Below are 25,489 nucleotides of genomic sequence, written 5' to 3'. Positions count from 1 at the left end.
AAACACTTAATTTAAATAAACTTCCACCTTATCATATTGGAAGTTTACTTTTAAGGCTTATTTCTAAAGCATAGTCCAGAGTACAGTATATTAAATTCCCAAATATAACTACCGTATTTTATTGCGACATTGGATTTTTTAACATTATTAATATTTCGCTCAAATAATTAAGTTTTATTTCCATCAAAAGACTAAGTATACCTTTTTTTAAGATTGATAAGATATCTACCAAAAAGACAATTGCCCATTTTGAAAGCAACTGTCTTTTTTTAATGAAAGCATTAATTATTGTACAATTCCTAAATACTTAATTTATTATTATTTATCCTGATTCAAATCTAGAACGCTTTTTAATAATACATCTATATCTAAATTAGGTTGTCCCTGTCTTGCAAAATAATTTGAAAATCTAGCACTTATATCTTTTGAAAATTTCCCTGAAACTGAAGCAAATCTAGTCATTTCAGCTAACTCCTCTTTTGTTTTGGAATGTACTTTCTGAAAGTTTATCAATCCACCTGAAAACTCTTGATAACTCGGTAAAAAATGATATTTAGCACTATGATTATTAGTTAAAAAAGCGAGCACTTGTTTCTTAGCTTTTTCAACTTTGTCTTTTCCTTTATTTTTTTCTTTATAAAAATTTTGTTGACGTTCTGTAAAAGCTTTTATTTCTGCTAGTAACTCTATTTCAACTAAAGTTACTTTTTCATACTTTTCTTGTGCCATATCACATGATGGCGACAAAATTATATAGTAATTGTTATTGCTATCAAATAAAACATCACCAAAGAAGGGATTGTTTTTTATCGGTGGTTTGATAAACACTTCAAATGGATGATAATCTAAAAAACCATCACCATTTTCCGCAATTTCTAGATGTTCTTGCAATAACGTTAAACAATACCTAACTAAAGATACCTCATGCCTATTATTATCTAATAAATCCTTATCCCAAAAACTAATATTCTTTGAAAGCCTTTCCCAAAAAATTTTATTTAAATATTTTTCAACTTTCCCTTTTGTTCCAATAGTTGAAGTAATTCCTTTTTTGTAAAATTTAACAATTTCAGCAACAATATCATCCAATTTATCAGTTTTTTTGAAAACCTTAACAAAATAATGTTCAGCATTTATACTTTCAACTTTTTCAGGAAATCCTGAACGAACAAAAATTGGAAATCTTAATTTATCAATAATAATATCAATTAAATCCACGCCCTCATCCTTATCTGTAGTAGAACTTAGCTTTAAATCAATAATTGCTGCATCAAAATTCTCTTTTAAAAGCGTTAGTACTGCGTCATTATATGTTTTAACTATTCTTAAATCTATTTTAATATTTTCAGCCTCTCCCTCTTTTCTATTAAAATCTCTAACTGCATCTTGAATTTGTTCAATCTGTCCATCATCATCTTCAATAATTAATAGATTTATATTATTAGTAGTATATTCACTCTCAATAGTACCTAATTGTTGATTACTTATTGCATCATTCAATTGCTTTCCCTCCAAGTTCAATTCTTAAATGTGCACCATTTGTAGAATAAAGTGCTTTTAATTTCCCTTCATTTCTTCTTATAGATTCTCCTGAAATTGCTAAACCCAGACCTGTTCCAGACTCTTTGGCACTAAATCCTGGTGTGAAAATTATGTTATTCTCAATATGTTCTTTTTTTATTCCAGGGCCATTATCAATAATATCAATTATCAGATTATTATCGCTATATTCTGCAAGAACTTTTATATATCTGTTAACATTTTTAGTATCTCGCTTCAGCCAATATATGCTATTTTCAAAAAGATTCGCAAAAACTCTCCTATAATCTTGCTCAAATCCATTCCAAACAATTTTGTTATCTTCGAATTCTTTAATAATTTTAATGTTATAGTCATTTAAGGAGCCTTTAAAAATCCCTTCCATATAATCAATGATTTCAGAAAGGTTTATTTTTTTTACTGTTTCCTTTTTCGCCGTTGTTAGTGGATCTAATTTATCGAAAAGCTCTATTAAAGCTTGCGTTTCTTTATCTGCTCTTTCAAGTCTGTTAATAGAGTCATCTAATAGTTCATTCGTTTTTTCTAACCTATATTCTTTTAACCACTCCACTACCCGTGGAACTGAATTCGAAAACCAACTAGTATGCTTTCTGCCTTCATGAAGTATGGTCGTTGTAATATTCCCTAAAGTTGCTTGCCCTTGATATAAAGCTATTATTTGTTTAATTTCTTCATATTCTTTTGCTTTTTCCTTTTTTATAGCATTAATGCTTTTATTAAATACTTTAAAAAATTCTTCTTCAACTTCCTTTTTATTTTTCCCCTGTGCAACTTCATCAAATTTACTCTCTATTGTTTTAGTAACTGTATGCTGAAATTCTGTAAAATCAAATAGAGATTCCATTTTTTGGTATATCGTCTTTTGTTTTGAATGATCTGTAGATCTTCTAAAAGCAAATCTTTTGTTTTCTAATATTTTCAAAACTTCAATACTTTGAGTTTTAAGCCCCTCAAAGTATAAATTTTCTTTTAAACCATCACGCGCACTCTTTTCTTCAAGTTTAGAAAATTCTTCTGGTTGGATAGAAATATAACCGATGATTTGATCTACACCTATTCTTAATGATGGGTTTTGTACTCTTCGTCCATCTAGATTTAGCCAATCAAACCCCTTATCACCATGTGGTCTAATTCTAAACCCTCCACGGTATATCCCAACACCGGCCATTTCTTTTACTTCTTTTGCAACTTCTCTTTGGGTAAAGCTTAAATCTACCGTCTTGATTAATTTTTGCTGTAATGAACTTAAATTCGCAGTATCAAGGTCAAATACCCTAAAGTCAATATCTATTTCTCCACAATAGTTTCCACCTTCATATCCTAAATCTATATAAAATGGATCTATTTCTTCTTCTTGCATAACCTCTAGCGAATTATTTTCATAATTTAGATACGCCATTCCTTGATTATCAATTTTTCCATATAGTCTATAATTATACATATCTATTATGGGTAACGGCTCTATAATAGTACTATAATTGTTAAATTCTGTAGAATTTTCTATGAAATCTATAACCTTCATTTCTATTTTAAAAGTATCCCTTGCTAAATCTTCTTGGAAAGGGGATAATAATTTCCTGAGTTCTTTTACCAACTTCTTTAATTCTTTTTCATTCCATAAATTAAAATATTCAGTATCACCAATAATTTTAATAACAGTACCATTAGGTTCATCTACGGGAATAGACTCTACTTCAACTCTAACATCTTCTAAGTATTCTAATTCTTCAAAGTCATCCCAATTTACATACACAATGGTTTTATCATTATTATGTATCGTCTCCATTTGCAAATAATTACCTAATATTGCAGCAGCATATCTACCAATACCTTTTCTTCCTTGGAGCAACCTACTTTTATGCTTACTCTTACGATTTAATTTATTTGGTGTAGCAGGAACCAGCCAGGCCTTAGTCATTGTATCTAAATCCATGCCATGTCCATCATCTCTAATTGTTATAGATATTCTAGGTTCTTCCCCTTCTAGATATTTTGAAAAGATAATTTCAACATTTTCTGCATCAGCGTCATACGAATTTTTTACTAATTCTACAATTGAGGCAGGAATATCTTTTATCAAATCTTTTCCAATAGTAGTAATCATTCTAGCGGCTGGTTTTAGCGGTAGTAGTTGCATTTTAACACCCTCGCTTTCATATAATTATGTTTTTATAATATCAAATTATTACAGAAATACACATTATTTTTGATTATTTAACACGATTTCCATTAATTTCTTAAAAATACTCAAATAAAAGAAGCCAACTTATAGGGCTTCTTTTATTTTTTCAGCTATGCATGCCGCCATTAAAGGTGGAACCGCATTTCCTATTTGTCTAAAAGCTGCGGTTCGTGAATTTTCAAAGTAGTAATTATCAGGGAATGATTGAATTCTCGCGGCTTCTCTTACACTTAACGAACGATTTTGTTTAATATCTGGATGTATATAATAATGTCCATCTTTCGATATATGAGCAACTATTGTATTTGAAATACTATCATATGGAATAACATTAAAACGGTCTAAAAATGAACTAGTATTACTATGACTTCTTAACTTTTCGGGTAACTCATTATATTTAAGTTTAACCTTTTTATCATTCCACGCTTCAACACATAATCTATAAATATGTAAGTCTTGCTCATTATTTGGACGTGCAATGTGCTGGGTCAATACATTCCATTCACTATCCCTTATTTGTTTTCTATCTAGGTACTTCCCATCAACAGAACATACATAAGTGTTACCTGGTACTAACTTTTCTCCAGCTTGTATTTTTGGTAAATCCATAAATAATTCTTTGATGGTTGCATTCTCATCCACTCCCTCAAATTCTGGATACTCATAGTTTAATCCTGTTTTCCAGCCAATTAGTATCACACGAGCTCTTGATTGTATAACTCCAAAATCTTTAGCGTTCAATATTCTATAATCAATTTGATATCCAGCTTCATTCATCTCAGTTTGAATCGCTTTAAATATTTCTCCCTGACCAGCTGATAATATCCCTTTAACATTTTCAAAAACAAAATGATCTGGTTGATACCTCATTAAAAATTTTATATATTGTTTATATAAATAATTACGTGGATCATTCTTCATTTTATTTGGATCCCTAGAACGACCCGCTACTGAATATGCTTGACAGGGTGGGCCACCTATAATTACCCTTACTTTTTCACCCTCAATTAATGTGTCCACCTTGCTAAAAACACCCTCTATAGTTTTATCAGATATTTCCGCATTAACTACTTTATCTATAATTTTTTGAGGTATTTGAGAATATAATTCATCACGTGATAGCTTACCTAATAAATAATCTTTATACAAATCTAACTTATTTTTCTCTTTTAAATAATAATATACTTCTCTTGTTCTCAAAGTAAAAGAAGCACTCTCGTCCATTTCCACATGAGCAACAACATCATACCCAGCTTGTCTAAATCCTTCCGATAAGCCTCCTGCTCCAGCAAATAGATCTATTACCTTCATACTTCTTCCTCCTTTACGCTCGCTCTTTGTAGTATACCAGGTAAATTTATCACCGAAAAGAGAAATTTGTTATAATTATATAAACAGAATTAATGATTTATCCTGCTACTAATATAAAGAATAATGCATAGTTTACTATTGACATATCCCAACTAAAGAATCTCTCTCTTATATCTAAAACTTTATCAACCTGTAAATATCCAAAAATAGCATGAATATCGGGGGCATTCTTACAACATTTCTATATATCGTTTATTTTTCTTACTTCTTTAAACCAGCCAAAGAAGAGAAAAATATCCCCTTTTCCAACATTTCGATTATGTAAGATACCTTGAGAATTCCCACTTTATCCAAATGATCCATGCCTATTTTCTGGTCGTACCTTCAATATAGATTTTTGTAAATCTGGATCTAAATGTGCCGCTGAGTACAAATTTATACCCAAATCTTTCATCACCTTCAAGTAGCTTTCTGTTGGGGAATTAATTAGATTTTTGTAAAAATTACCGGAATCAGCTCTTAGAATAGGAAATGACACAAATTTATCATTCAAAATAGGACTTACTTTTTCACCAGTGGTTCCATCAGCTAAGAATCACCTTTCTTCCCATCTTTTCTTTAACTTCTCTTATAAAATACTAAACTTAATAGCCGCTTAACTAATTAAATAAACTAATCTTTATTATAAAATTGGCGTATCATGTAACTCTTTTAGTATAGATTTTAAAGTTGCTATGCCATTTTCTTTTAATATTACACCAGTAACTTTTGTATTACTCTTATCATTAGCATTAATTTAGTCGAATGCACCTCAAAACCATATTTTTGAATTACACGAGTAACAAACTATGAAAAAATTTAAAAGAAGACATCCAACTAATTTAGATGTCTTCTTTTATTTAGTTTCTCGATATCTTAAGCTAACGTTGGCTCTCTTGTTCTACCTCCCTAACTTTATTAGAATTTTTGTTAGCCTCATTCTATTCTTCTACTGCTTTGTCACCTTCTTTCAAAAATTGGCCTTGGAGACGAATTCGACCTCCGCATGGTTTTACGCTTTCTAAGAATTCTGACCAGCTTCTATATGCCTCATAAAAAGATGAATTTTATTGTCTATGTTTAACAATGATTTCTTTTAACTCTTCTATTCTTAATACTTCATCTTTTCTTCTATGTACCATTCGATGACAGTTAGCACATAATGGAACTAAATCAGTTTCGGGATTTATCTCAACTGCTTTCTCTAATGTGCTTAAAGGTTTAATATGATGAACCTCAATAAAATCTTTACCACGCTCACCATAGACTTCTTCAAAACTAAATCCACAAGCATAACATTTCGCTCCATGCTTTTTAATCGCTAATATTCTATTCTTAGGATCTCTTTCGTAACGTTTTCCATAGTAATATTTCACATTACCTTCTATTCCATGACCATCTTCTATTTGTTCAGCTTCTAAGTCAGAATTAATTGTATTTATTAAACTACTATCATCTAAAAGTGATAGTAATCGTATTGGTTCTTCAAAGCCTTTTTCTTGCTCTGTTAATATACCTATTACTTCTTTTAATACTTTACCTTCAAAAACACCCTTATAATTCGCCTTAATCCCAAGAAAATGGAGAATACCCATTGATTGAAATCCTTTGCTACTGTTTTTATCCAACCCAAGAACTGCCTCATCAAGCTCTCTATGTGTTAAACCATTAACAATATGTTCAAAAATTACTTTTGCCTTTAATGAGTCTTCATAGTTATTAAATTCTCTAATTCTACCACTAGGTTTCAATTCTGGTAAATCTATATTTAAGACATCAACTTCATAACCAAATTCTCTTAATCTAGTTTTAGCAATTTCCTGCTCTTCTTCAGTAAACAAAGGTCTAAATTCTTTTTGTAATATTACTGCCTCAGTTGATAAGTCTAATCGCTTTAGTTCCCATAACTTTTCAAACCCAGTAGATGTTTTATGAATTAGTTTTTTTGCAACAGAGTATCCACCTTCAGTTGCTAGCATCTGATTAAAAACATGAGGAGTATATCCAATACTTTTAGCATCTTTTACTGCTTTTAATAACGCTTTATGTAATTCCTTTTGTAATTGGTTATGTTCTTCAGACATTAAAATCGATCCTTCCTTTAATTTGCATTATCCTCCTATGAACTTTATTTATCGGTTATAGGATTGTCCAGTTACAATTATACCTTTAATTCAAAGTACCTTTGTATAATAAATAGTGTGAATCATAAAATCCTGGTATACCTCTAGTAGAAAATGAAATAGAAGGAATACCATATGGCATATGTATATGGTTACACGTTTTAGTCATTTATAAACTGGTCTTTGTTTTATACTATGTATAATATTTATTGGAATATAAAGGGGATAAGAAGAATTAATGGAAAGATGAAAAACGTATGTCAAAGGATAAAGAAGAAATGTTAGGGCTAAAACTGGATAAAGTAATTGAAATATTAATTGTGGAAGCTTTATAATTTTGAAACATTAGGGTAATTCCTACTGTAATAGTCGTCCTAATTAGAAATTAAAAGGTAGGTTCATATTAATTATGTCTAATACGTACCTACCTTTTTACTATTAGGATTTTTAAATTTTAATTTTGATAAATTACTTCTTTAATCAATCTTGCTTTATTATTTATAACAACATATTAATATTTTAATGAATGAATTTTATTATTGCTTTATGTTATATAGACCCTAAAAAGCAACTTTCTATACCAAATAAACTTATAGTACATTATCCTACCTATATACGCACTACAAATAAAAGTTTGCAAGTAAATTAGGGGATCCAAACTCTATGGTGATATGCTCATCTAAACAACTTCCCACAAAATCAGTCTTAATTTTCATTAGCACCGCAATAGTATTTATTTATATTCTATTCGCAACAATCTATTAACTGCAAATTAAAATAAGCTTTTCTATAAAAAATAAAAATTACAGCACTATATACAGAAATGACTATAGAATAAAAAAACTATTTATAGTGCCTAATCTTAACAAACATATAGTTGCTAATCATTGAATTATAGCCCAAACAATTATGATATTAATCTAAAACTCCCATTTCATACAAAAATCTTGAGGGTGTTTTTGACCAACCATTATAATTTTCAGCAAAAGTTAATGTAAGTGTTTCATTAGTTCTTGTAATAGCTACAAAACAATTTTCATAATTTCTATTCATTTGTTTAAATAACCATTCACTTTTTTGTTTTAACTTCATTAATGGAGTAATATCTAGATTACATAATTTAAAATATGAAAAAATCTAATAAACACCATATTAAATACATCTGATATCACACGATACGCGTGCGCTAACTCTAAAAATCCCCTTCTTTGTTCACCCCTTTCTTTCTATCAATATCTTAATTTATGCCTAAGACAGACGCCCTTAATTTTCTCTTCTATCTCATCTCTAAAACGTTCCGTCCACTGTAACCAGCGATAAAATGTGGAACGTTGTAGTTCTAATATGTTACACAATTCTTTTACTGTTATTTTTTTAAAAAAATCTATCCATAAAGTAACCACGGTTTCTGGTTTCAGCCCCTTTCGATTTACAAATACTTTCCCCATACAAGTAATTTTGTTTTTAAATGTTTATTTTCTAACCGTAGTTGTTCCAATTCGCTTAGCTCTTTTGATTCTTTTACATAAGCATATTGTTTTCCTACAGGTTGTTGAAAACGATACGTTTGACCGGTACGATACTATTTCATCCATGCCTTAATTTAGGAAATTTTTCAATTCCGAGTCTCTCCATAATCTTACGATTTGAATAAACATCTTTTTTCATCTCTTTTACTTTCCACTTTATTTCTTCTGGATAATGAACTCTCGTTTTCAAACAAAAAAAAACACCTCCATTGAATTTGCATACTTAGTATGCAAATTCAGAAGGTGTTTTTTTATGTACCACTATTCGGGGTCACGACATCAAAACTGGATTTTCATTTATTAAATTTAATTATCTTATTAAAATCTCTAACCAAACCGCTTTGTAATTAAACTTAGAAATTATTTAGACAATATCTCTTTTACTGCTTTTGCAATTACTTGTGACATTATTGGTGGAACAGCATTTCCCACTTGCGTATATTGCGCTGTGCGAGGTCCTTCGAATTTATAGTTATCTGGAAATCCTTGTATTCTCGCTGCTTCTCTTACAGTCAAGGAACGACATTGTTCAATATCCGGATGTATATTATAATGTCCATCTTTTGAAATATGAGCCACAACAGTATGTGGCAGACTATCCCACCAATGTACTTTAAATCTATCCAAAAAGGCCTTATCATTTTTATGTGTTTTTAAATAACTAGGTAAATGATTATACTTTAGTTGTTCACCAACGCTAGCTTTTTTTATTGCTATTCTATATATTTCTGCATCACGTTCTTTTAATGGTCGAGCCTTATGGTTTAAAACTCCAATACTCTCTTCTCTCATTGTCTCTTCATAACAAGAAAGCTTATGATTGTTATCAGTTTGACTATATTTCATTACTCCTAAATCTTGACCTTCATTTGGCTTCAATCGGGGTAAATCTGAAATTACATTTCTAGTACTCATCGAACTTTCCCAAGGAAACTTATATTTCGAAAAATTGGGATAAGTATATCCTAGACTTTTTTGAAAACCAAACAGCAATACCCTTTTTCTTCTTTGAGGTACTCCAAATTCCCCAAAGTCTATGATATTTTTTTTATCATCATCTTCTATTCCAGATAATACAGTGTATCCAATTTCATCAAAAGCTTTCTTAATTTCCTCGTATACTTTTCCCTTTTTAGCTGTTAAAATCCCCGGAACATTCTCAAAAATAAATGCTTTAGGGCTAAATTCTTGAACTATTCTTTTATAATACTGAAATAAATAATTCCGTGAATCTTTTTCTGCGTTTTCCTTCATCCTACTACGTCCTACTAAAGAATAAGCTTGGCAGGGTGGGCCCCCAATAATAAGATCTACTTCAGTTACATCGTTATAACGAAGAGAATCTCTTATTAATTCAATTACTTGATTAGATGATGTTGCAGTTGAATCATTTTGAGGATTTCCAAATTTTTTATTGAGAACCTCCCTCTCAATTTTATGTTTCAATTCTGGATAATAGCTGTATACTAACTCTCTATACTCATTTACTTTTCTATAATTAATAGATTCACGTAAATAGGTAAAATATAATTCTAAATCATTACGTTCTTTCAAAAAATGGTAAAACAGGCGCGTTTTTATCGTTTCACACGCCCACATTTCTTTCTCTACATGGGCCAAAATTTTAAATCCTTCTTTATGAAATCCTTCACTCAACCCTCCTGCTCCAGAAAATAAATCAATTACAATCATTTACAGTACTCCTCTACAATTTCTAAACTATTTTGATAAAATATTTATTAGCAATTAGTTGTTTAAATAAATTATCTATCTCTCTCACTTTTTCGCCTATAATAATTGTTCCAATCTCTACATTATTAACCATACCATTATAAGAGAGATTAGACGATGATACAAAAGCTTTTTGATTGTCGACAACAATTACTTTTGCATGTAATGAAGATAAAGATTCACTTTTTTGATATTTATACAACTCTAAATTAGTCAAATCTTTACGATTTTTAATAGTTTCCATATAACTCAAGTTTTTAGTATTATCATCAATAAAAAATTTAATATTTACTCCAGATAAGTTTTTATTTATTATAACACTAAAAATTTCATCAAAATACTCAGAAATTGCATATCCTGTGATTAAAATTTCTTTTTGAGCCCCGAGAATAATTTGACGTACAACACTAATTGTTTTTCTAAATCTGCTATCTATGTTAGCTGGAAGTGTTGCAACAAATTCCACAGACTCTTGTCTTTGTTCTTGCTCATAAATTTTAAATAGTAAGAGCAGTTCTAATAACTGCTCTTTACTAAGCTTATTTAATAATGTACTTGAATTTGTTAAATTTACATCAAGCTGATAGCCATTTATTTTGAGGTGCTCTGTATATTCTTCAACATTCATATCAGCATGTTTTTTCAATTCATTTTCAAGTACATTTTTTAAAACATATAAACGGGATATGTTTATTTGCTCCATTTCTATATCAACCCTTCAAAAAATGGAGCAAATTGACTATCAATAGTTTTTACAACTAATGACCGATCTAATAAACGATTTCCCACTTCACAAGATGTCTCAGAAACCATAGAGCAAGCAAAACATGCACACCCATTTAAGTGATTATCTTCGCATGGTTCTAAACTTGCACAATACGGATCACTAGAACAGAATGTTGCATCCTCTAAAGCTTTTAAAATCAATTCACGTAATTTTTTAATAGTACCCATTTCTACCAGACCACCTAAAGACCCTTCTTGATCTGTACTTCCTGTGTAAAGAAGAATTCCAGCCATATCTTCACCACAATATATTCTTTCTTTAATGGCTACAGAAGAATATCCTGATTGCAGTGACAACTGTTTAATTAATAAATGAGCAAATGTATGCAACATGACATATACTATATTCTTATTATCACGCAATTCCCAGCCTTTACTTTCTATCCATTTTGAATATAAAGTTGAAAATTTATCAGACCTATTAGATAAAACTTGATTATTTTTTATCCAACTTGCTATTGATTCTTTATTAAATTCGAGAAAAATGCCTTCACCATGAACTTCTACAGCAGGCAGCCAATTTTCATTACTATTTGATTCTAGCCAAACAATTTTTTGGGGTTCATTTACATCTGGTTCAGGACTATCATTTCTCATAAAACCCAATAGTACTAATATCTCTTTTAATCTATATGCTTTTATAATTTTTTTAAAGTATGGTTGTAAATCTATAGGAACCTTCTCTATCTCAGCTTGAAATACCCCTCCTAAATTTACTTTATCCTTAAAATTAGTAAATGTATGGTATTCAGCTTGTTTTATTTGATTATATTCCATTTCCTCATCGGGATTTTTTCTCTGTTGATACTTTTTAAATTTCTCCAAGAAAGCACCTGCATTAGAAAACCCTCTATTTTCCAAATGGTTCAATTCATAATACTTAATATACCATTGATCTCCCAGTGCACTTCCCAATACTTTTCTAAACTGCTCAATTTCATCATTTAAAGAAATGAATAACTCATTTAATTCTTCTCCTTTATCAGGAATTACAATAGCACTTCTCAACGCAGGGAAATAAACATTTGAAGCTCCTCTTTGCAGAGGAATAATAGCTGAAGCACAAGGTGATTTTTTATTTAATTTATGAGGGTGATTACCAGTACACTTAAATCTCTCAAAATAACTTTCTTGTGTAGCCCCTCTCATTGTCTTACGTTCCCCACACTCACATTGAACATATAGAGACTCCAAACTAGAATTTTTACCAGAACTCTTTAAATACAATTTGCCCCTACACTCTGTTTCTTTCCTATTATGTACCCACCATCTCCATGGAAAATCATCTAAATGATTTTCCTGACAAGATACAACAAAACGAGCTGGATAGGATTTCGTCGAACAATCAGGACAACTCGGTCCCTTACTTAAATAAGTACTCATTTTAAAGGTTTCTCTTATATCAAATAAATGAAAACATTTACTACACACATGATAATTTGGAAAAGGTATAGATGGCAAATCATAAGAACCGGTGGCAGGTATTTTTTTAAAATAATCCTTTTTTAAAAATTTAGCTAGCTTGTTATCATATATTTTTTCGTCACAGTTTTGCCAATACTTTATATCTAAAACCATAAGCGAATCATTTACTGAATCTATAATTGCTCCTGGTCCATATGTTGTGATAAGCTGTCCAGGTCTAACTTCTCCAACTTCCTTTTTCATCATGATTCCACCCTTCATAAATATACAACGAAGATGTTCCTTCAACTTGTCTCATTGAATCTAGTGTAGACTTCCCTCCATACTGTTTATCCTCTGAAAAACGAGCTAATATCCTATTTTTACTTTCAATACGCGCCTGTTTCTTATTGGGATAAAAATAATACTGTAAATCTTTTTCCAAGGTACTCTTTTCAATCCATTGATCTAAAAACTGATTCAAATCAACCATACTTTCTTCAACATTGCGAGGTTCTACAATCCTTATCCGATTCATAAGTACTTCTTTAAGATAACTTAAATCTACATCTTTAATGTTTCCCGCATCTTCATTTTTTGCTAATTCTATATTAGAAAGTCTTAATAAAGCCACGGCGATAGCATGTAGAACCCTATCTCTTGCCCTAGATGCATAAGGAGTTGCTGTTGTCCCTTCAACAAAATGATATAGACGTTGATGATACCCCTTGAAATTTTGATAATGAGACATATCACGAGGACGGTATGGGTTGTAAACCGTAACAACTAAGCCTGGTTTACTTCTCCCTACTCGACTTGATGACTGAATATACTCAGATGTTTGCTTAGGTTGTCCTGTTACTACCATTAATCCTAATCTGTCCACATCCATACCTACTGAAATCATATTCGTAGCTAATACAACATCTAATTCTTCATTTCCAACAGTTCTTTCCAATTGCTCTAATACTCTTGGAATTTGGCTTGATTGTACACGTGAAGTTAACTCTGGTTTACGGTTAATATACCTTGGCTTTGCATAAGAGTGTTTTTTTTGTAAAGTCTGAATTCTTTTCTTAATGTCATCATCTAATAACCTAACAGCTCCACCTAATTCTCGAACACTATTAAAATACCCAACTAATGTTCTATAAGGATCAACATACCGCGAGAGTTCCTTGTCCGCTAATAAATTCTCCGTTGTTTGTAATAAAACTGCATATACCCTTAATAATACTGTTTTCATAGAATTTCCAGATACACAAATACCTGTATATAGTCGGAATGGGAATTCATCAAGATTTCTTTCTTTTGCAAAGAAAGAATCTTCTACATCTAAACCCGATGGAGGAAATTGTTGGGTTACTTTCCTCCCAAATACTTTCTCTATTTGATTGGCTGCATTTTTTATCGTTGCTGTAGCTGCAATATACTTAGGTTTAAGTACTTTGCCTCCAACACTTACTGTACTTAATTCCTCTACTATAGTTTCATATCCCCCATAAATAGTTCCCAATGGTCCAGTTATCAAATGCAATTCATCTTGTATAATAAGTTCGGGGGGATAAAAAGGTTTAACTTGATGAACCATTGCATTGGGATTTTTATGAAAACGCTGGTGCTTTTCCCCTTCAGAAATAAAACCACATTTTTCACACAGTCTATTAACTCTCCCAAACAAAGATGCTGTTTTTTCCTCCCAAGGTAATCTAGCAAACTTATCAACAGTTGATATCACTACTGAAGGTAATTTTCTATAAATTTCTTCATCAATTAAATATACAGGGATATGATTATTCTTAAAAAAACATTCTTCATTTCTGCAATAAATCTGCACACCTATCTTTATAGATTTTGTATCCTCATTTGGTAGGAATTTATAGTGCAATTCTTTATTTCCACAACATGGACACTCAATTATTTGTTTTCTTATTTTATTATATTCATAAATTACTCTATCACTGCTTCTAAATTTTGAATCCTCAGTTAAATCCGATAATCTATTAGCAGTAACCTGTGCTCCCACCCAGAAACCTACTGAAAACTCTGATTTACCAAATATAGACTGTTTCTGACGTATATATTCACTTGCACATATCATACGCATCAAACGATCTCTTTGCTGAGTTGTTAACAAACGTAATGTATATCGTAACAAAATTGTAACTCCACCATCGCGTTCATAAGAATCAGTAGTTGAAGCAATAAGTCGTCTATAACCTAATAAAAATGCTGCAATTCCTAAATAGGCTTCAGTTTTTCCACCACCTGTTGGAAACCATAGTAAATCAACCAGTTCTCTATCTTTAGAAGCTGGATTAACAAGGCCTTCAATGTTAAGGAGTATAAATGCCAACTGAAAAGGACGCCAATTGAGACTATCCTTTGTTAATTCGCTCTCTAATGTCGTTGACGTTCTATTTTTAGCATAATTTTTCATCGCTATTTGCGTATGCATAACTTCATTCATAAACTTAAATGCTAAAAAAGCTTCATTATTACTTTCTAGAATTTCAATACCCGTTCTAATTCTTTCTATTACTCTACTACAATTCATTACAACATGCTTTGCGGATTGTTTGTCTTCCACATCCTTAGACGGTAACATATTAATCCAATTTTCATAACGGTTAGCTAAATTATTTAATTTTCCAACAACTTTTTCTCTTTGGACCTCTTCAGCAAATTTCTTAATTGAAAAATAGCTATTTGGCATTTCTCCATATTGTCTATCAAATGGCAATTCAGTACTCATACTTTCTACTTCATGAATAGGGATAAATTCCGAACGAATTTGTGCAGCATATTTTATATCATTATTATTCCAACTAACGGCACATCCGAATCCTTTAGCGAATATCGGCTTATTCCTATACAAAAATTCATTAAAATTATATGTATCCTTCCTCGCTTCATTCTCACATAAGAAAATCCGTTGACTTTCAGTGTGTTCTAAAATTAATTGACATTGAAACATTGCATTATTACTATTTTTATCAACTGTCTTATTTGTTAAAAAGACTGAGATTAATACTGCGTTTGTACCTTCAATTTCTTTTTTATTTACTATTAAAAAAACATTTCGAGAAATCTCTAAATCTATTTTATTTTCAAAAGCATTTATATATATTTGCTCCTCAAAACTTACAATGTCTCTAGTCCATATCGTTACTTCTCGCTGTTTTTCATTATCGAATTTCTTAGATGACGTATATTTTCCCCATCCACCTTTAACAAGAAAATGATTAGTATCTTTTTCTATATAAAACTTTACTCCCATTGAATTTTGTTGTTTAAATGTTTTTGTTTTAGGAAGAATTATCTCTTCTTTTACATTATTATTCTCAGTACCCTCATATTCTTCATCTAAATTATCAACTGAATAGACTTTTTCAAGCTCTTCTTCAAATATCTGTGTTTCAGATTCTAATGGATATAGGATGCCCGTAATATAAGCCTGTGATGGAGGTTCATAAATTATATCCTCTTTATTATGTTCGGGTCCGATTAAATCCCTTTTAAGGTCTTTAATTAAAATTTCCCTAACCATTTTGTATTTATTTCTTTCAGTATTAGTCATATTTTTCTCACTCCTTTTCCATAGATCCAAATATAAGTCCCATTTCTATAGGCTTAATTCTATATCCTCTATTCAATTCTATATTTTTCACTGTTTTAATTAATAATGATTCCTTTAATTGCTCCACAGATAAATTATAGTTCTCAATCATTGCTATTTCTTCATGATCAATTTTTTTATTTGAAAAATAAATAATCTTGTTAAGAATTCGTGAAGCCCGTCTTCTTTCAACTCTCACTTTTGACATAGCGTTATAGTAAATGTCCGTATTATTTATAAATTCCGGTATTTCTAGCGCCTTTCCTAACAAGATAATGTCTTCTTTATTTCTAGGTCCATAACTATATCCCGTACGCCAATTCCTCAAAATAGATTTAGTAGTTTTTTCCCAACCTATTGTTCTCATTTTCATATATAATTTCTCGTCAGTCATTCTAGATTCTAAAAATTTCTCTTCATACAATTCTCTCCACCGCTCAATAAGCATGTATAACTTTTTATTAATATCCATATTTTCAATTGAATGAATAAATATGTTATATATATCTTTACGGGCATCATTATCAATAAATAGGATTTCATCTTTTATACATAAATCTTTAAATCGCTTGCGTATAACACGTTTGTTCTTTTTATCAAGCACCTGTATTCGGCTGTTTTTAGTAAAAAATGCAAGGCTATTATCATTAAAATATACTAAAAAACCAGTAACTGCTTTCTTGCCCTTATACTCCCGAAATTCCCTTAATAAGTACGTTTCAGATTGGGTAACCTCCTCCATTAACTTAGATAATGTTTCATCCTGATTCACTTTTTTTTGTCTAACAAATCGATTTAATCTACTAAATAAATATATATATATATTTCCCACACTACCCTGTCTTATTTCAAAGTGTTTAAGTGCGTAATTTTCAACATCTATTACAGTTTTCAATTTATTTATAAGTAAGTTTATTTCAATATTATATAAATATACTCTCGCATTTTTATAATTACACTTTAATAACAGGCTTAAATCACTGAGATTTAAAGATGAATAGATAACTAAGCTATCACATGTAATAACCTTCATTTCATTAATAATATCATTTGCAAGCACAAAAAAAATACCATTATCTTCCATATCACTTAAAGAAACACCTATAGATATTGATAACATTTCTTTAAGTGCCAATTGCGCTATCTTATTAGGAGAAACTATACAAATACTCTTACCACAGCTATATTCCTTAAGTAAATAACCTTTTAACTGTTCCCATTTCGGACATACACTATCCAGTTTACACTTATACAGTATATCTTCAAGCATCTCTATAATTTGTTCAAAACTGTCATTTTCGTATCGGTAATCACTCTCTTTTAACTCTTGCATTATATCTCTAATTGTTTCTTCATAAGGTTGTAACTTAGCAATAAGGTCATATAAAGCTGCATTAACAGGCATTCTAATAAAAAGATATATTAATTTTGCTACTCCATGCACATCGTATTTTGAAAATCTTTGTTTTTTTAACACATCTAACAACTGTATAGCTCTTTCAATTTCACGTTCAAAATTACTAGAAACGTATTCTATTTCTACTGAATTAATACTCGATTTTCTAAACATTTCTTGTGATAATTGTTTAATATTACATGATTCTTGATAATTTATAGATTTTAATATATCCCCTACTAACAGGTATTGTTTTAAATTATAACGTTGTAAGTAAACAATGCGATCGTCTAAAGGAGAGTTAAAGAAAAACAAGGTACCTGTAGGGAAATTAGAAATGTTTTTTTTGATTCGTGAGCAATCAACAAATACATAATCATATTTAATACTGCGATCCTTTAATTTATCAATATTGTCTGTAATATTAAAGGTAGGTGGTTGACTATCCTTTCTACCAAGTAAATTTCTATTTCCCCTAGAAATTGTTTGCAGTGTATGGTATCCTGTCGCAACTGGATAAATGTAGTGTAAAGGGACTTCACTCGGAATCTCACCACTATAGTATTTATATAATAAATGTCTCCAATATACCCTTGCAAAATACGGATCATCAATATTACAAAAGCCCAAATGATGATGCAGCCTATTACATAACAAAAACAGTTCATTACTATTGACTGTGCAGTTTAAAAAAAATTCTTTCATATTATTTTTCTTAGTAATTATTAGTACTTCAAGCCTTTTTTCTGGCTGCTTGTTGTGCTTAAAATTAATAGTTTCTTCTTTATATAATGTTTGTAATAATAATGAAAAAAACATTTTTTCATTAGGGGTAAACACTAAATAATTCTCTCTTTTTTTTATTCCAGTAATTAATTCATTAATTATGGACATTTCCTCATTAAACAAATTAAAATCTATCGTATTACATTTCAAAAAACTTTTATCAGTTAATTGGATTTTTTTCAAATCCCTCTTCCTTCCTAAAATTTTTTTGTAACGTACAAATGTAAAAAAATACAAAGTGCATTTGATTTTATTGTATCATATTAAGATCAATGTCTTCTTTAGTTATATTTAGTTGATTTACTCCTTATTCTAATTCCTTCTATAGCAAAGTAATTACTGTAACAATATTTAAGTGACCATATTATTTTTTTATTCTCAAAGAGCTTTTTAAAAAACATTATAATACTTTGATAAAAAATTATTTAAATACATCTAGTATGTCAAATTTTAATTTAGATAAAGATTTATTTTATATGGTTTCTCCTTACCAGAGAAACCATATAAAAAGAGATAAAGCTTGGTATTATCCCCTATAGGTAGACAGTAAAAAAAGAGTCCATCTGATATGATGGACTCAATACTGTTTTATCTGGAGGGGATTTTTTTATGGCAAGAAAAGGACAATCATTTCAAAAATATACAGAAGAACTAAAGCGAGAAGCAGTTCGTCTTCGATTAGAAGAGAGAAAATCATTGCGAGAAATTCGTGAACAACTCGGTGTGAAGAGCGATGCCCAGATTATTGAGTGGGTAAAACGTGCGCAACAAGGGGAGTCCTTTGATGATCAACGTGGTGTCTGGAATCGAAAGAATTTTAATAGTCTAGAAGAAGAAAATGCTTATTTGAAGGCACAGGTTGAGTATTTAAAAAAGCGCAATCCAAATCTACACGGGAAGGAATGGTCCTAAAGAAAGAACGATTTTCTCTTATCGATTCATTACGCCAAGCCTATCCACTCCGATGGTTGCTTCAAATCGCGGAAGTTTCTAAGGCTGGCTACTATAAATGGCGGAAATATCATAACGTGCAGCGTTTACGTCAGAAAAGGGATATGTGGCATAAAGAACATATTTTATCTATTCATCGTCAGCACCCTTACTATGGGTATAAACGTATGACTCGTGCTTTGGCTCGAGAAGGAATGGTAATGAATCATAAACGTGTTCGTCGTCTTATGAGAGAGCTGGGTATTCAATCTATCATTCGAAAAAAACGTCCGTTTTATGGAAGAAAAACATCTGTGGTATTTAAAAATCATTTGAATCGAGAGTTTCAAGCTGAAAAGCAAAATCAAAAATTCGTAACAGATATTACTTATGTATGAATCGGAGAACAATTTGCCTATTTGTCGGCTGTGTTAGATTTATACAACAATGAAATTGTTGCCTGGAAGCTATCTTCAAGAAATGATTTAGATTTGTTTTTAACTACATTACGTCAATTAGAAGGGAAGTCATTAACTACTAAGCCCCTTTTCCATTCAGATCAAGGGTTTCAATATACATCTAAATCCTACGCAAAACAGTTAGAGAAATTAGGATTTGTCGGTAGTCATTCTAGACGTGGAAACTGTTTTGATAATGCGTGTATCGAATCATTCTTCTCACATTTAAAAACAGAGAAGTTGTATTTAGTGTGCCCAAAAACATATGAAATGGCCTACCGAGCAATTCAAGAATATATTCAATTTTATAATACAGAAAGATTCCAAGAAAAACTTCACGGCCTTTCCCCGATAGAATATCGGGAAAAGGCCGTGGCATAATACTCTTTTTATTACTGTCTACTTGACAGGGAGATGACCACCTTATTTTTAAATAAGAGTTCTTGCACAAAACCCTTGTGAGATTGATATATTTCTTCTAAGCGAAACATCTCAATTTTCATATTATCCACCACATAACTATTATCATCCTCTATTATCAAATCCAAATCAGCAGTATTTCCAATTAAAGAATTTATATCCACTTTCCTTTTCGGCTTAATATTAAAAACGGCATTCTTCTCAAAGCCATCTTCAAAAGGATATTGTATTTTTAATTTTTTAGCCTTTTTAAACCTACTATTACAAATAGTACACGCTGGTATACAATTTAATATCGCTCACGAATATAATTGGAAAGTACTTTTAGGATAAAAATGATATAAGTCACTTGTGGAACGTAAATCTTTCCCTACATTGTACGTCGTAATGTATTGTCTATTGCAATACAGACATACCTTTGCATCTATTGAAAAAAGCAGTTCGAAGGGTCTATCTTGTGTTTTAAAAATGAATAAGAAAATAATATACATATTAATATAGTAATTTTGAATAAAAATTCAAGAAAGCACCTTAACAATACAAGTACTAACTTTCGTATTGTTAAGGTGCTCATCAGCCAAAAAAAATCTTACTGAATTTTAAATTAATCATATTTTTATCCTGTTAGCCTTTTTTATATGATTTATTAGTTTATTTAAACATTCCTCCAACTCTGTATTTTCTTCTACAAGTTCCGCATTCCAATTATCAGCAACATAACGTGCAATTTGGACTTTACGCTCCACAATAATATTAACTACGTTTGTTTTTTCATTCTTACTTAAAGCTACTCTGATTGACTAGAATTCTCTTTGGTCATTCGAAAATTATTCTTCTTACTAACCCACAAACAAATCGGATGCCATACACTGGGCGCCCCACCTTCTTGTCCTCTTTTGACACATTTCATTGCAATCAACAATATTAACCTATAAATGCCGTTTATCATTACATAACTTATTATTAAATTAACTAATAAACTAACCGTGCTAACAACCATCTCCTTTTCAATTACTGGATAATATTTCTCCAGCGCTTGAAACAACGTATTTTCCACTAAAGGATGTATTAAATTATAGTCTTTTTGGGATAAAAAGGAGAAAATTATAATTATCCCTACTAATTTAAATTGTGATACCCGCTTAAATTTTGTTTCTCTTTTCACCCTTTCCCAATCATGCTTTAAAAGAATACTTCCTAAATATTTTAACTGCTCTTGATAAGATAAATAATTTTCCTCACTACCAACTTTCATGCATTCATATATATTGTCCATACAATTTATTATTTTGATGTCCTCTACATCATTAGGGTTCAACCTTAATCTAATAAAAGTTCTACATTTATCTACAGTAGCTAAATCTTTCGTTGTACAAATATCGACTAATTTATCTCTAATTTCATTTCTCCATTTTTGTCGTTCTTCAATGATGTATTTTACCTGATGATTCTTTTCATTAAAAAATTTAGTGTATAGCATTGTAATTACAGCGCTCAGTACTGTTGATCCTATAATTGCAGTTAGTATTTTCTCCATAACCTGATTCCCCTCCAAGTCTATATTATAACGAAATTTAGACTTTCTAAATAATATATTAATTCTATTAAGTGATTATTCATGTCCACTCTTTATATACTAAGATTACCGAATGGATTAACTTTAAATTTAAAACTTGCTATTTTTCATCCAAAGTTTGATAAATAAAATCACTTTCTCTAAGATGTTAATTATACAATCTAATTACCCTTATTAGTTTCATTTAAACCAATTATACTATCACAATAATCCCAAAGGACACTAAATCTAACTAAGATGAGTTATGAGAAATAGAATTAAATATCACGAATATCGTATCTCACTTATAAATCTAAAAGCCTCCTTAAAGAAATTTAATACTATGTCTAGATTCCTAAAAAGGAGCACCTTCTTCCAATACTTTTATACAAAAATATATTTAAACACAAAAAAATTAATATTTATGGTAAAATCTGTTATAAAAAACACGATTCCTCATAAATAAAAATAAAGGGAGCCGTTACCACGAATATATTCACAACCTCTTCGAATCACCTTCTTTAGCCAAGATAAACGTAAACAAACATATTATTCACAGTATCAAAGGAAATTTTTATGGCTTTAATTCAGTTGTATTTTTAATATAGGTAAAAATATAGAAATCTAGTTTTTCCGAATTTGAACAGTGCGAACGCTTTTTTATGTGTGCCGTTGCAATAAAAGCTGGTGATAATTCGTCTTCATACCACCTCGTTCTCACCGTCTCATATAAATTTACACAGTAAATTTTGTTCAACACGATACCTATGCTTCGTATCTCGGTTAAGCTACTTATTAATCTCTAGTGCTAACAATACTTTTAAAATCTCTTCACATTTTCTTAATAAATTCAGATTGTGTTAGCTAATCATTGGATTCTTTAATATACGAAATGCAATAGCATCTTTAATTTCATTACGGGGTTCATCTTCCACAACTATATCAGCCAATGACATTTGATTACCCATATATTGTAGCAATTCGTATATATCACTAGATTGTATAATGTTTGAATCCGTAACATTCACACCGCAGCAACGAATGCTCTTCCCTAAAACCTCATCAAGTAAAACGCGCTTTTCAGCTTGTCTAAATAAAAAAATTTGAAAACCTATCACTTAAACCAAATTTCTCACTGCCTTTAACTACCGTCCTTCCTTACGGAAATTGAAAATATTCTGCTTTATGGTACGGATTAACCTATAGTATTTTTCACAAAGTTCCACATGATCACTTCTTTCAGCCTCTTCAAAGAATTCGCATCTTCTTATAGCTTCGTCTATACCAGCCACCAGCATTGCGACTTCATCATGTAACAAATGGTACTTTTCATAAAGAATAGGTCGAACTTCTTTTTGATATACAGTAAAATCAAATTCTTCAGGTGCTCCACCATTATCAATTATTACGTTATTTTCTCCATTAACCTTAAGGATACGATTATAAATTTCTAAAGTTTCTTTTAAATCATTTCTTTTTTCTTTCATTTCATCTCGTTTTATTTGTAATTCTAATAAATCTTTTTGAACTTTCTTATTTCCTTTCTGAGTCAACCAGACTGCTGTTAATGTAGCAATCCCTGTGGCAATAGAAGCAAAAAGAGGCATAAATTCTTTCATAAAAACACTTCCTCATTATTTAATATTTATATTGTAATATAACTAATGAAATATAAAACTATTTTTCTATCTATAAATTTCATCAAGTAATTCATCCATGCCTTCTTCATTTATGCTATCCATAACCATCATCGTTTCTTTATGAGCGCATAAAAAAGAAACAAATTCATCAATCTTTTTTTGGACTGTGGCTTACTTGGGGCTTTCATCCCATTGATATTTGTTACAACTACAACATTAAGAGCACAATAAACAAGGGATTATCGGTCATTATACGTTTTTCATAAATTAGTATTTTTGAATCTTCCATCATCGCATTCACAACATTTAGAAACTGATTTACAGAGATACATTTTAAATCAATATTTTCCTGTTTTTTTAATTAACTTCTGTGACATTGCTGGATCATAGTTTATTTGTTGTACATCATACTAATTTAAGCATTCCACAATATAATCCATAACTTGGTCTTGGTTTATCATCTTGCTATCACAAAAGTAACAAAACCACGTTCAATTATATAAACACCACCTCTAAGGCATAATAAAAAGGATAGCAATTTGAACTATCCTTTTTATTATAAATTCTTTTCGATTTCTTCATATTCAGTTCTTGAATATGTATCAAGGGCCTCATCTATATTTATCTTTATCTCAACTAATTCGTTGATATCTTTTAAATTAAATACTAATAATTGATTTAATGCTATTTCAGATGCTAAATTCAAACTCTGTGATGTATGTAGATATAATTTGGAAGATAATTTATTAAGATGCATATCCAATTTATTAATTAGAGGATCTGTCTTTGAAATCATCCTACTATTTGGATTTAATTTCACATTTCTCTTATTTAGAAAAGCATTTATTAATGATAGTAAAGCCGCTCCTTCCTCTCTTAAATCCTTTAGCTCTTGTAGCCTTAAATTTACTAGTGTAGTAGATTTTCTGTTTTTCTTCGCTTGCATTGATGTAACAGCAAGAGAAACAAGAGATGAAATAAATGCTAGTAAAGAAGCAATAGCCGCTATACTTGCCCATTGAAAAACACCAGTTTTGTCAAAAAAAATATCATGCCACATAATCTAACCTCCAATATTTTGATAATTAATTATATCAAAATATATTATTATATTCATATTTAATTTTAGCTCTCCACTTTGCACGGTATTTATCCAATTCACTAACTTTAGCTATTGGTTTCTGTAGCTCTTCATCTTTTGTGACAGAAGTACCACCGGTGCCAATCTTACCTAGCTTAGATTTATTAGTGAGTCCTAACAAATCTATTACCTTAGTTTTCTTATCAGGCCAAGTTTCTACTTGCTAAGCCAATGGATGCTATAAATTATTTGTAGCATCAACTTTATTTTTATGCCGCTGCGTAGCTGGGAGCCCCATTTCTTTCCATTCAATGTACATAGTTTGATAGATTCAAAAATGTCCGTGTAGGATTCAATTAATGGATCTAAAGTAAGAGTGTAAATATCTGCGTCACGCATGATTTTTAATATTTGATTTTTTCAACTTCTGTTTTTTCGGCAACAACCTTTTGACGCTCTTTTTTAGTAGACATTTCCCCCCCCCTTTATTTTTTTAAAATGTTGTCTAACGATAGAAATGCCCCTATGCTACCTATCCTCCCCAGAGGAGAAATTTTATTTTTTGATAGGGGGGCTTATCCAAAATAACTTGGAAAAACTTTTTTTCGGTTTGCTTTCATTTTCTTTGATTGTATGACAAACTGGACAAAGTAATCTCAAGTTATTCTCTTCTAATTTAAGTGTTTCATCTTCTTTAATTGGTATTACATGATGAACATGAGCACTCCTACCAAAAACGAGCCTTCCACATCATTGACAACAGCCATCCTCGCTTTCGTATACCTTTCCTTTGACCTAACATACTTCCATGCATCAGTACGATAGAATAGTTTGTTATCATGATGATAGATATTCTTCTTATCTTTCTTCTCCTTGGTTTGTTGCGCTTATGTCTTCACAGTAACGCCCCTTACTTATCTTGTTACGTCAGCAATTAAA

13 protein-coding genes and 5 pseudogenes are annotated in these 25,489 nt (G+C 30.5%); 1 reads left to right on the top strand and 17 read right to left on the bottom strand.

Features of this window, described 5'->3' with window-relative positions; translation table 11 throughout:
• Positions 1 to 318 precede the first annotated feature (318 nt).
• From NST86_RS28870 to drmE, 11 genes and pseudogenes are all read right to left on the bottom strand, one after another.
• Positions 319 to 1,500 carry a hypothetical protein gene (locus NST86_RS28870; RefSeq protein ID WP_061664707.1) on the bottom strand — a complete coding sequence of 394 codons (1,182 nt, stop codon included), beginning with the start codon at positions 1,498 to 1,500 and terminating at the stop codon, positions 319 to 321.
• Complete coding sequence (locus NST86_RS28865; RefSeq protein ID WP_340935001.1) at positions 1,493 to 3,697, bottom strand: sensor histidine kinase; 2,205 nt, start codon at positions 3,695 to 3,697, stop codon at positions 1,493 to 1,495. The genes NST86_RS28870 and NST86_RS28865 overlap by 8 nt, the downstream gene beginning before the upstream one ends.
• A gap of 129 nt (positions 3,698 to 3,826) precedes the next feature.
• A complete protein-coding gene (locus NST86_RS28860; RefSeq protein ID WP_061664704.1) occupies positions 3,827 to 5,053 on the bottom strand; it encodes a DNA cytosine methyltransferase in 1,227 nt (408 codons plus the stop codon).
• 241 nt (positions 5,054 to 5,294) lie between these two features.
• A pseudogene (locus NST86_RS28855) lies at positions 5,295 to 5,630 on the bottom strand (Nmad3 family putative nucleotide modification protein); the annotation flags it as partial.
• Positions 5,631 to 6,159: 529 nt separating this feature from the next.
• The gene (locus NST86_RS28850) at positions 6,160 to 7,176 is read right to left on the bottom strand and encodes an HNH endonuclease (protein ID WP_061664702.1); all 1,017 of its coding nucleotides are present in this window, start codon (positions 7,174 to 7,176) and stop codon (positions 6,160 to 6,162) included.
• Between the two features lie 1,271 nt (positions 7,177 to 8,447).
• A pseudogene (locus NST86_RS28845) lies at positions 8,448 to 8,934 on the bottom strand (IS3-like element ISBt2 family transposase); the annotation flags it as partial.
• Positions 8,935 to 9,104: 170 nt separating this feature from the next.
• Entirely contained in the window at positions 9,105 to 10,436 is a 1,332-nt protein-coding gene (locus NST86_RS28840) for a DNA cytosine methyltransferase (protein ID WP_061664700.1), read from the bottom strand.
• Between the two features lie 22 nt (positions 10,437 to 10,458).
• Positions 10,459 to 11,178 (bottom strand): phospholipase D-like domain-containing protein, encoded by a 720-nt coding sequence (locus NST86_RS28835; protein ID WP_061664699.1) that lies wholly within the window; start codon positions 11,176 to 11,178, stop codon positions 10,459 to 10,461.
• 2 nt (positions 11,179 to 11,180) lie between these two features.
• On the bottom strand, positions 11,181 to 12,929 hold the full coding sequence (gene drmB / locus NST86_RS28830; protein ID WP_061664697.1) for a DUF1998 domain-containing protein: 1,749 nt from the start codon (positions 12,927 to 12,929) through the stop codon (positions 11,181 to 11,183).
• Positions 12,904 to 16,245 (bottom strand): DISARM system helicase DrmA, encoded by a 3,342-nt coding sequence (gene drmA, locus NST86_RS28825; protein ID WP_061664695.1) that lies wholly within the window; start codon positions 16,243 to 16,245, stop codon positions 12,904 to 12,906. Before drmA ends, drmB begins: the two co-directional genes overlap by 26 nt.
• 7 nt (positions 16,246 to 16,252) lie before the next feature.
• Positions 16,253 to 18,649: a DISARM system-associated protein DrmE gene (gene drmE, locus NST86_RS28820; protein WP_061664694.1), complete on the bottom strand. Its 2,397-nt coding sequence runs from the start codon at positions 18,647 to 18,649 to the stop codon at positions 16,253 to 16,255.
• A 426-nt stretch (positions 18,650 to 19,075) separates the two neighbouring features.
• Here drmE and NST86_RS28815 point away from each other — a divergent pair.
• Positions 19,076 to 20,235 (top strand): annotated as a pseudogene (locus NST86_RS28815) (IS3-like element ISBth8 family transposase).
• A gap of 826 nt (positions 20,236 to 21,061) precedes the next feature.
• Here NST86_RS28815 and NST86_RS28810 read toward each other — a convergent pair.
• The 6 genes and pseudogenes from NST86_RS28810 to NST86_RS34935 all read right to left on the bottom strand — a co-directional run bounded on the left by NST86_RS28810 (position 21,062) and on the right by NST86_RS34935 (position 25,249).
• Positions 21,062 to 21,811 (bottom strand): hypothetical protein, encoded by a 750-nt coding sequence (locus tag NST86_RS28810; protein ID WP_061663560.1) that lies wholly within the window; start codon positions 21,809 to 21,811, stop codon positions 21,062 to 21,064.
• An 852-nt stretch (positions 21,812 to 22,663) separates the two neighbouring features.
• Positions 22,664 to 22,954, bottom strand: a pseudogene (locus NST86_RS28805) (phage portal protein); the annotation flags it as partial.
• Between the two features lie 20 nt (positions 22,955 to 22,974).
• The gene (locus tag NST86_RS28800) at positions 22,975 to 23,448 is read right to left on the bottom strand and encodes a hypothetical protein (protein ID WP_340768413.1); all 474 of its coding nucleotides are present in this window, start codon (positions 23,446 to 23,448) and stop codon (positions 22,975 to 22,977) included.
• 66 nt (positions 23,449 to 23,514) lie between these two features.
• Positions 23,515 to 23,968, bottom strand: a pseudogene (locus NST86_RS28795) (terminase TerL endonuclease subunit); the annotation flags it as partial.
• Positions 23,969 to 24,025: 57 nt separating this feature from the next.
• Entirely contained in the window at positions 24,026 to 24,529 is a 504-nt protein-coding gene (locus tag NST86_RS28790) for a hypothetical protein (RefSeq protein WP_340768411.1), read from the bottom strand.
• A gap of 576 nt (positions 24,530 to 25,105) precedes the next feature.
• Positions 25,106 to 25,249: an HNH endonuclease gene (locus NST86_RS34935; RefSeq protein ID WP_253703363.1), complete on the bottom strand. Its 144-nt coding sequence runs from the start codon at positions 25,247 to 25,249 to the stop codon at positions 25,106 to 25,108.
• Positions 25,250 to 25,489: the final 240 nt, after the last annotated feature.

Origin of the sequence: Bacillus sp. FSL L8-0199 (genome assembly GCF_038005705.1) — a bacterium.
GTDB lineage: Bacteria > Bacillota > Bacilli > Bacillales > Bacillaceae_G > Bacillus_A > Bacillus_A cereus.
This window is presented reverse-complemented; position numbering and strand designations above follow the sequence as displayed.

Coding starts and splice junctions, on each gene's coding strand:
- NST86_RS28810 (WP_061663560.1), bottom strand. CDS start 21,811: ATGGAGAAAATACTAACTGCAATTATAGGATCAACAGTACTGAGCGCT.
- NST86_RS28865 (WP_340935001.1), bottom strand. CDS start 3,697: ATGCAACTACTACCGCTAAAACCAGCCGCTAGAATGATTACTACTATT.
- NST86_RS28850 (WP_061664702.1), bottom strand. CDS start 7,176: ATGTCTGAAGAACATAACCAATTACAAAAGGAATTACATAAAGCGTTA.
- drmB (WP_061664697.1), bottom strand. CDS start 12,929: ATGAAAAAGGAAGTTGGAGAAGTTAGACCTGGACAGCTTATCACAACA.
- NST86_RS28800 (WP_340768413.1), bottom strand. CDS start 23,448: ATGAAAGAATTTATGCCTCTTTTTGCTTCTATTGCCACAGGGATTGCT.
- NST86_RS28790 (WP_340768411.1), bottom strand. CDS start 24,529: ATGTGGCATGATATTTTTTTTGACAAAACTGGTGTTTTTCAATGGGCA.
- NST86_RS28835 (WP_061664699.1), bottom strand. CDS start 11,178: ATGGAGCAAATAAACATATCCCGTTTATATGTTTTAAAAAATGTACTT.
- drmA (WP_061664695.1), bottom strand. CDS start 16,245: ATGACTAATACTGAAAGAAATAAATACAAAATGGTTAGGGAAATTTTA.
- NST86_RS28860 (WP_061664704.1), bottom strand. CDS start 5,053: ATGAAGGTAATAGATCTATTTGCTGGAGCAGGAGGCTTATCGGAAGGA.
- NST86_RS28840 (WP_061664700.1), bottom strand. CDS start 10,436: ATGATTGTAATTGATTTATTTTCTGGAGCAGGAGGGTTGAGTGAAGGA.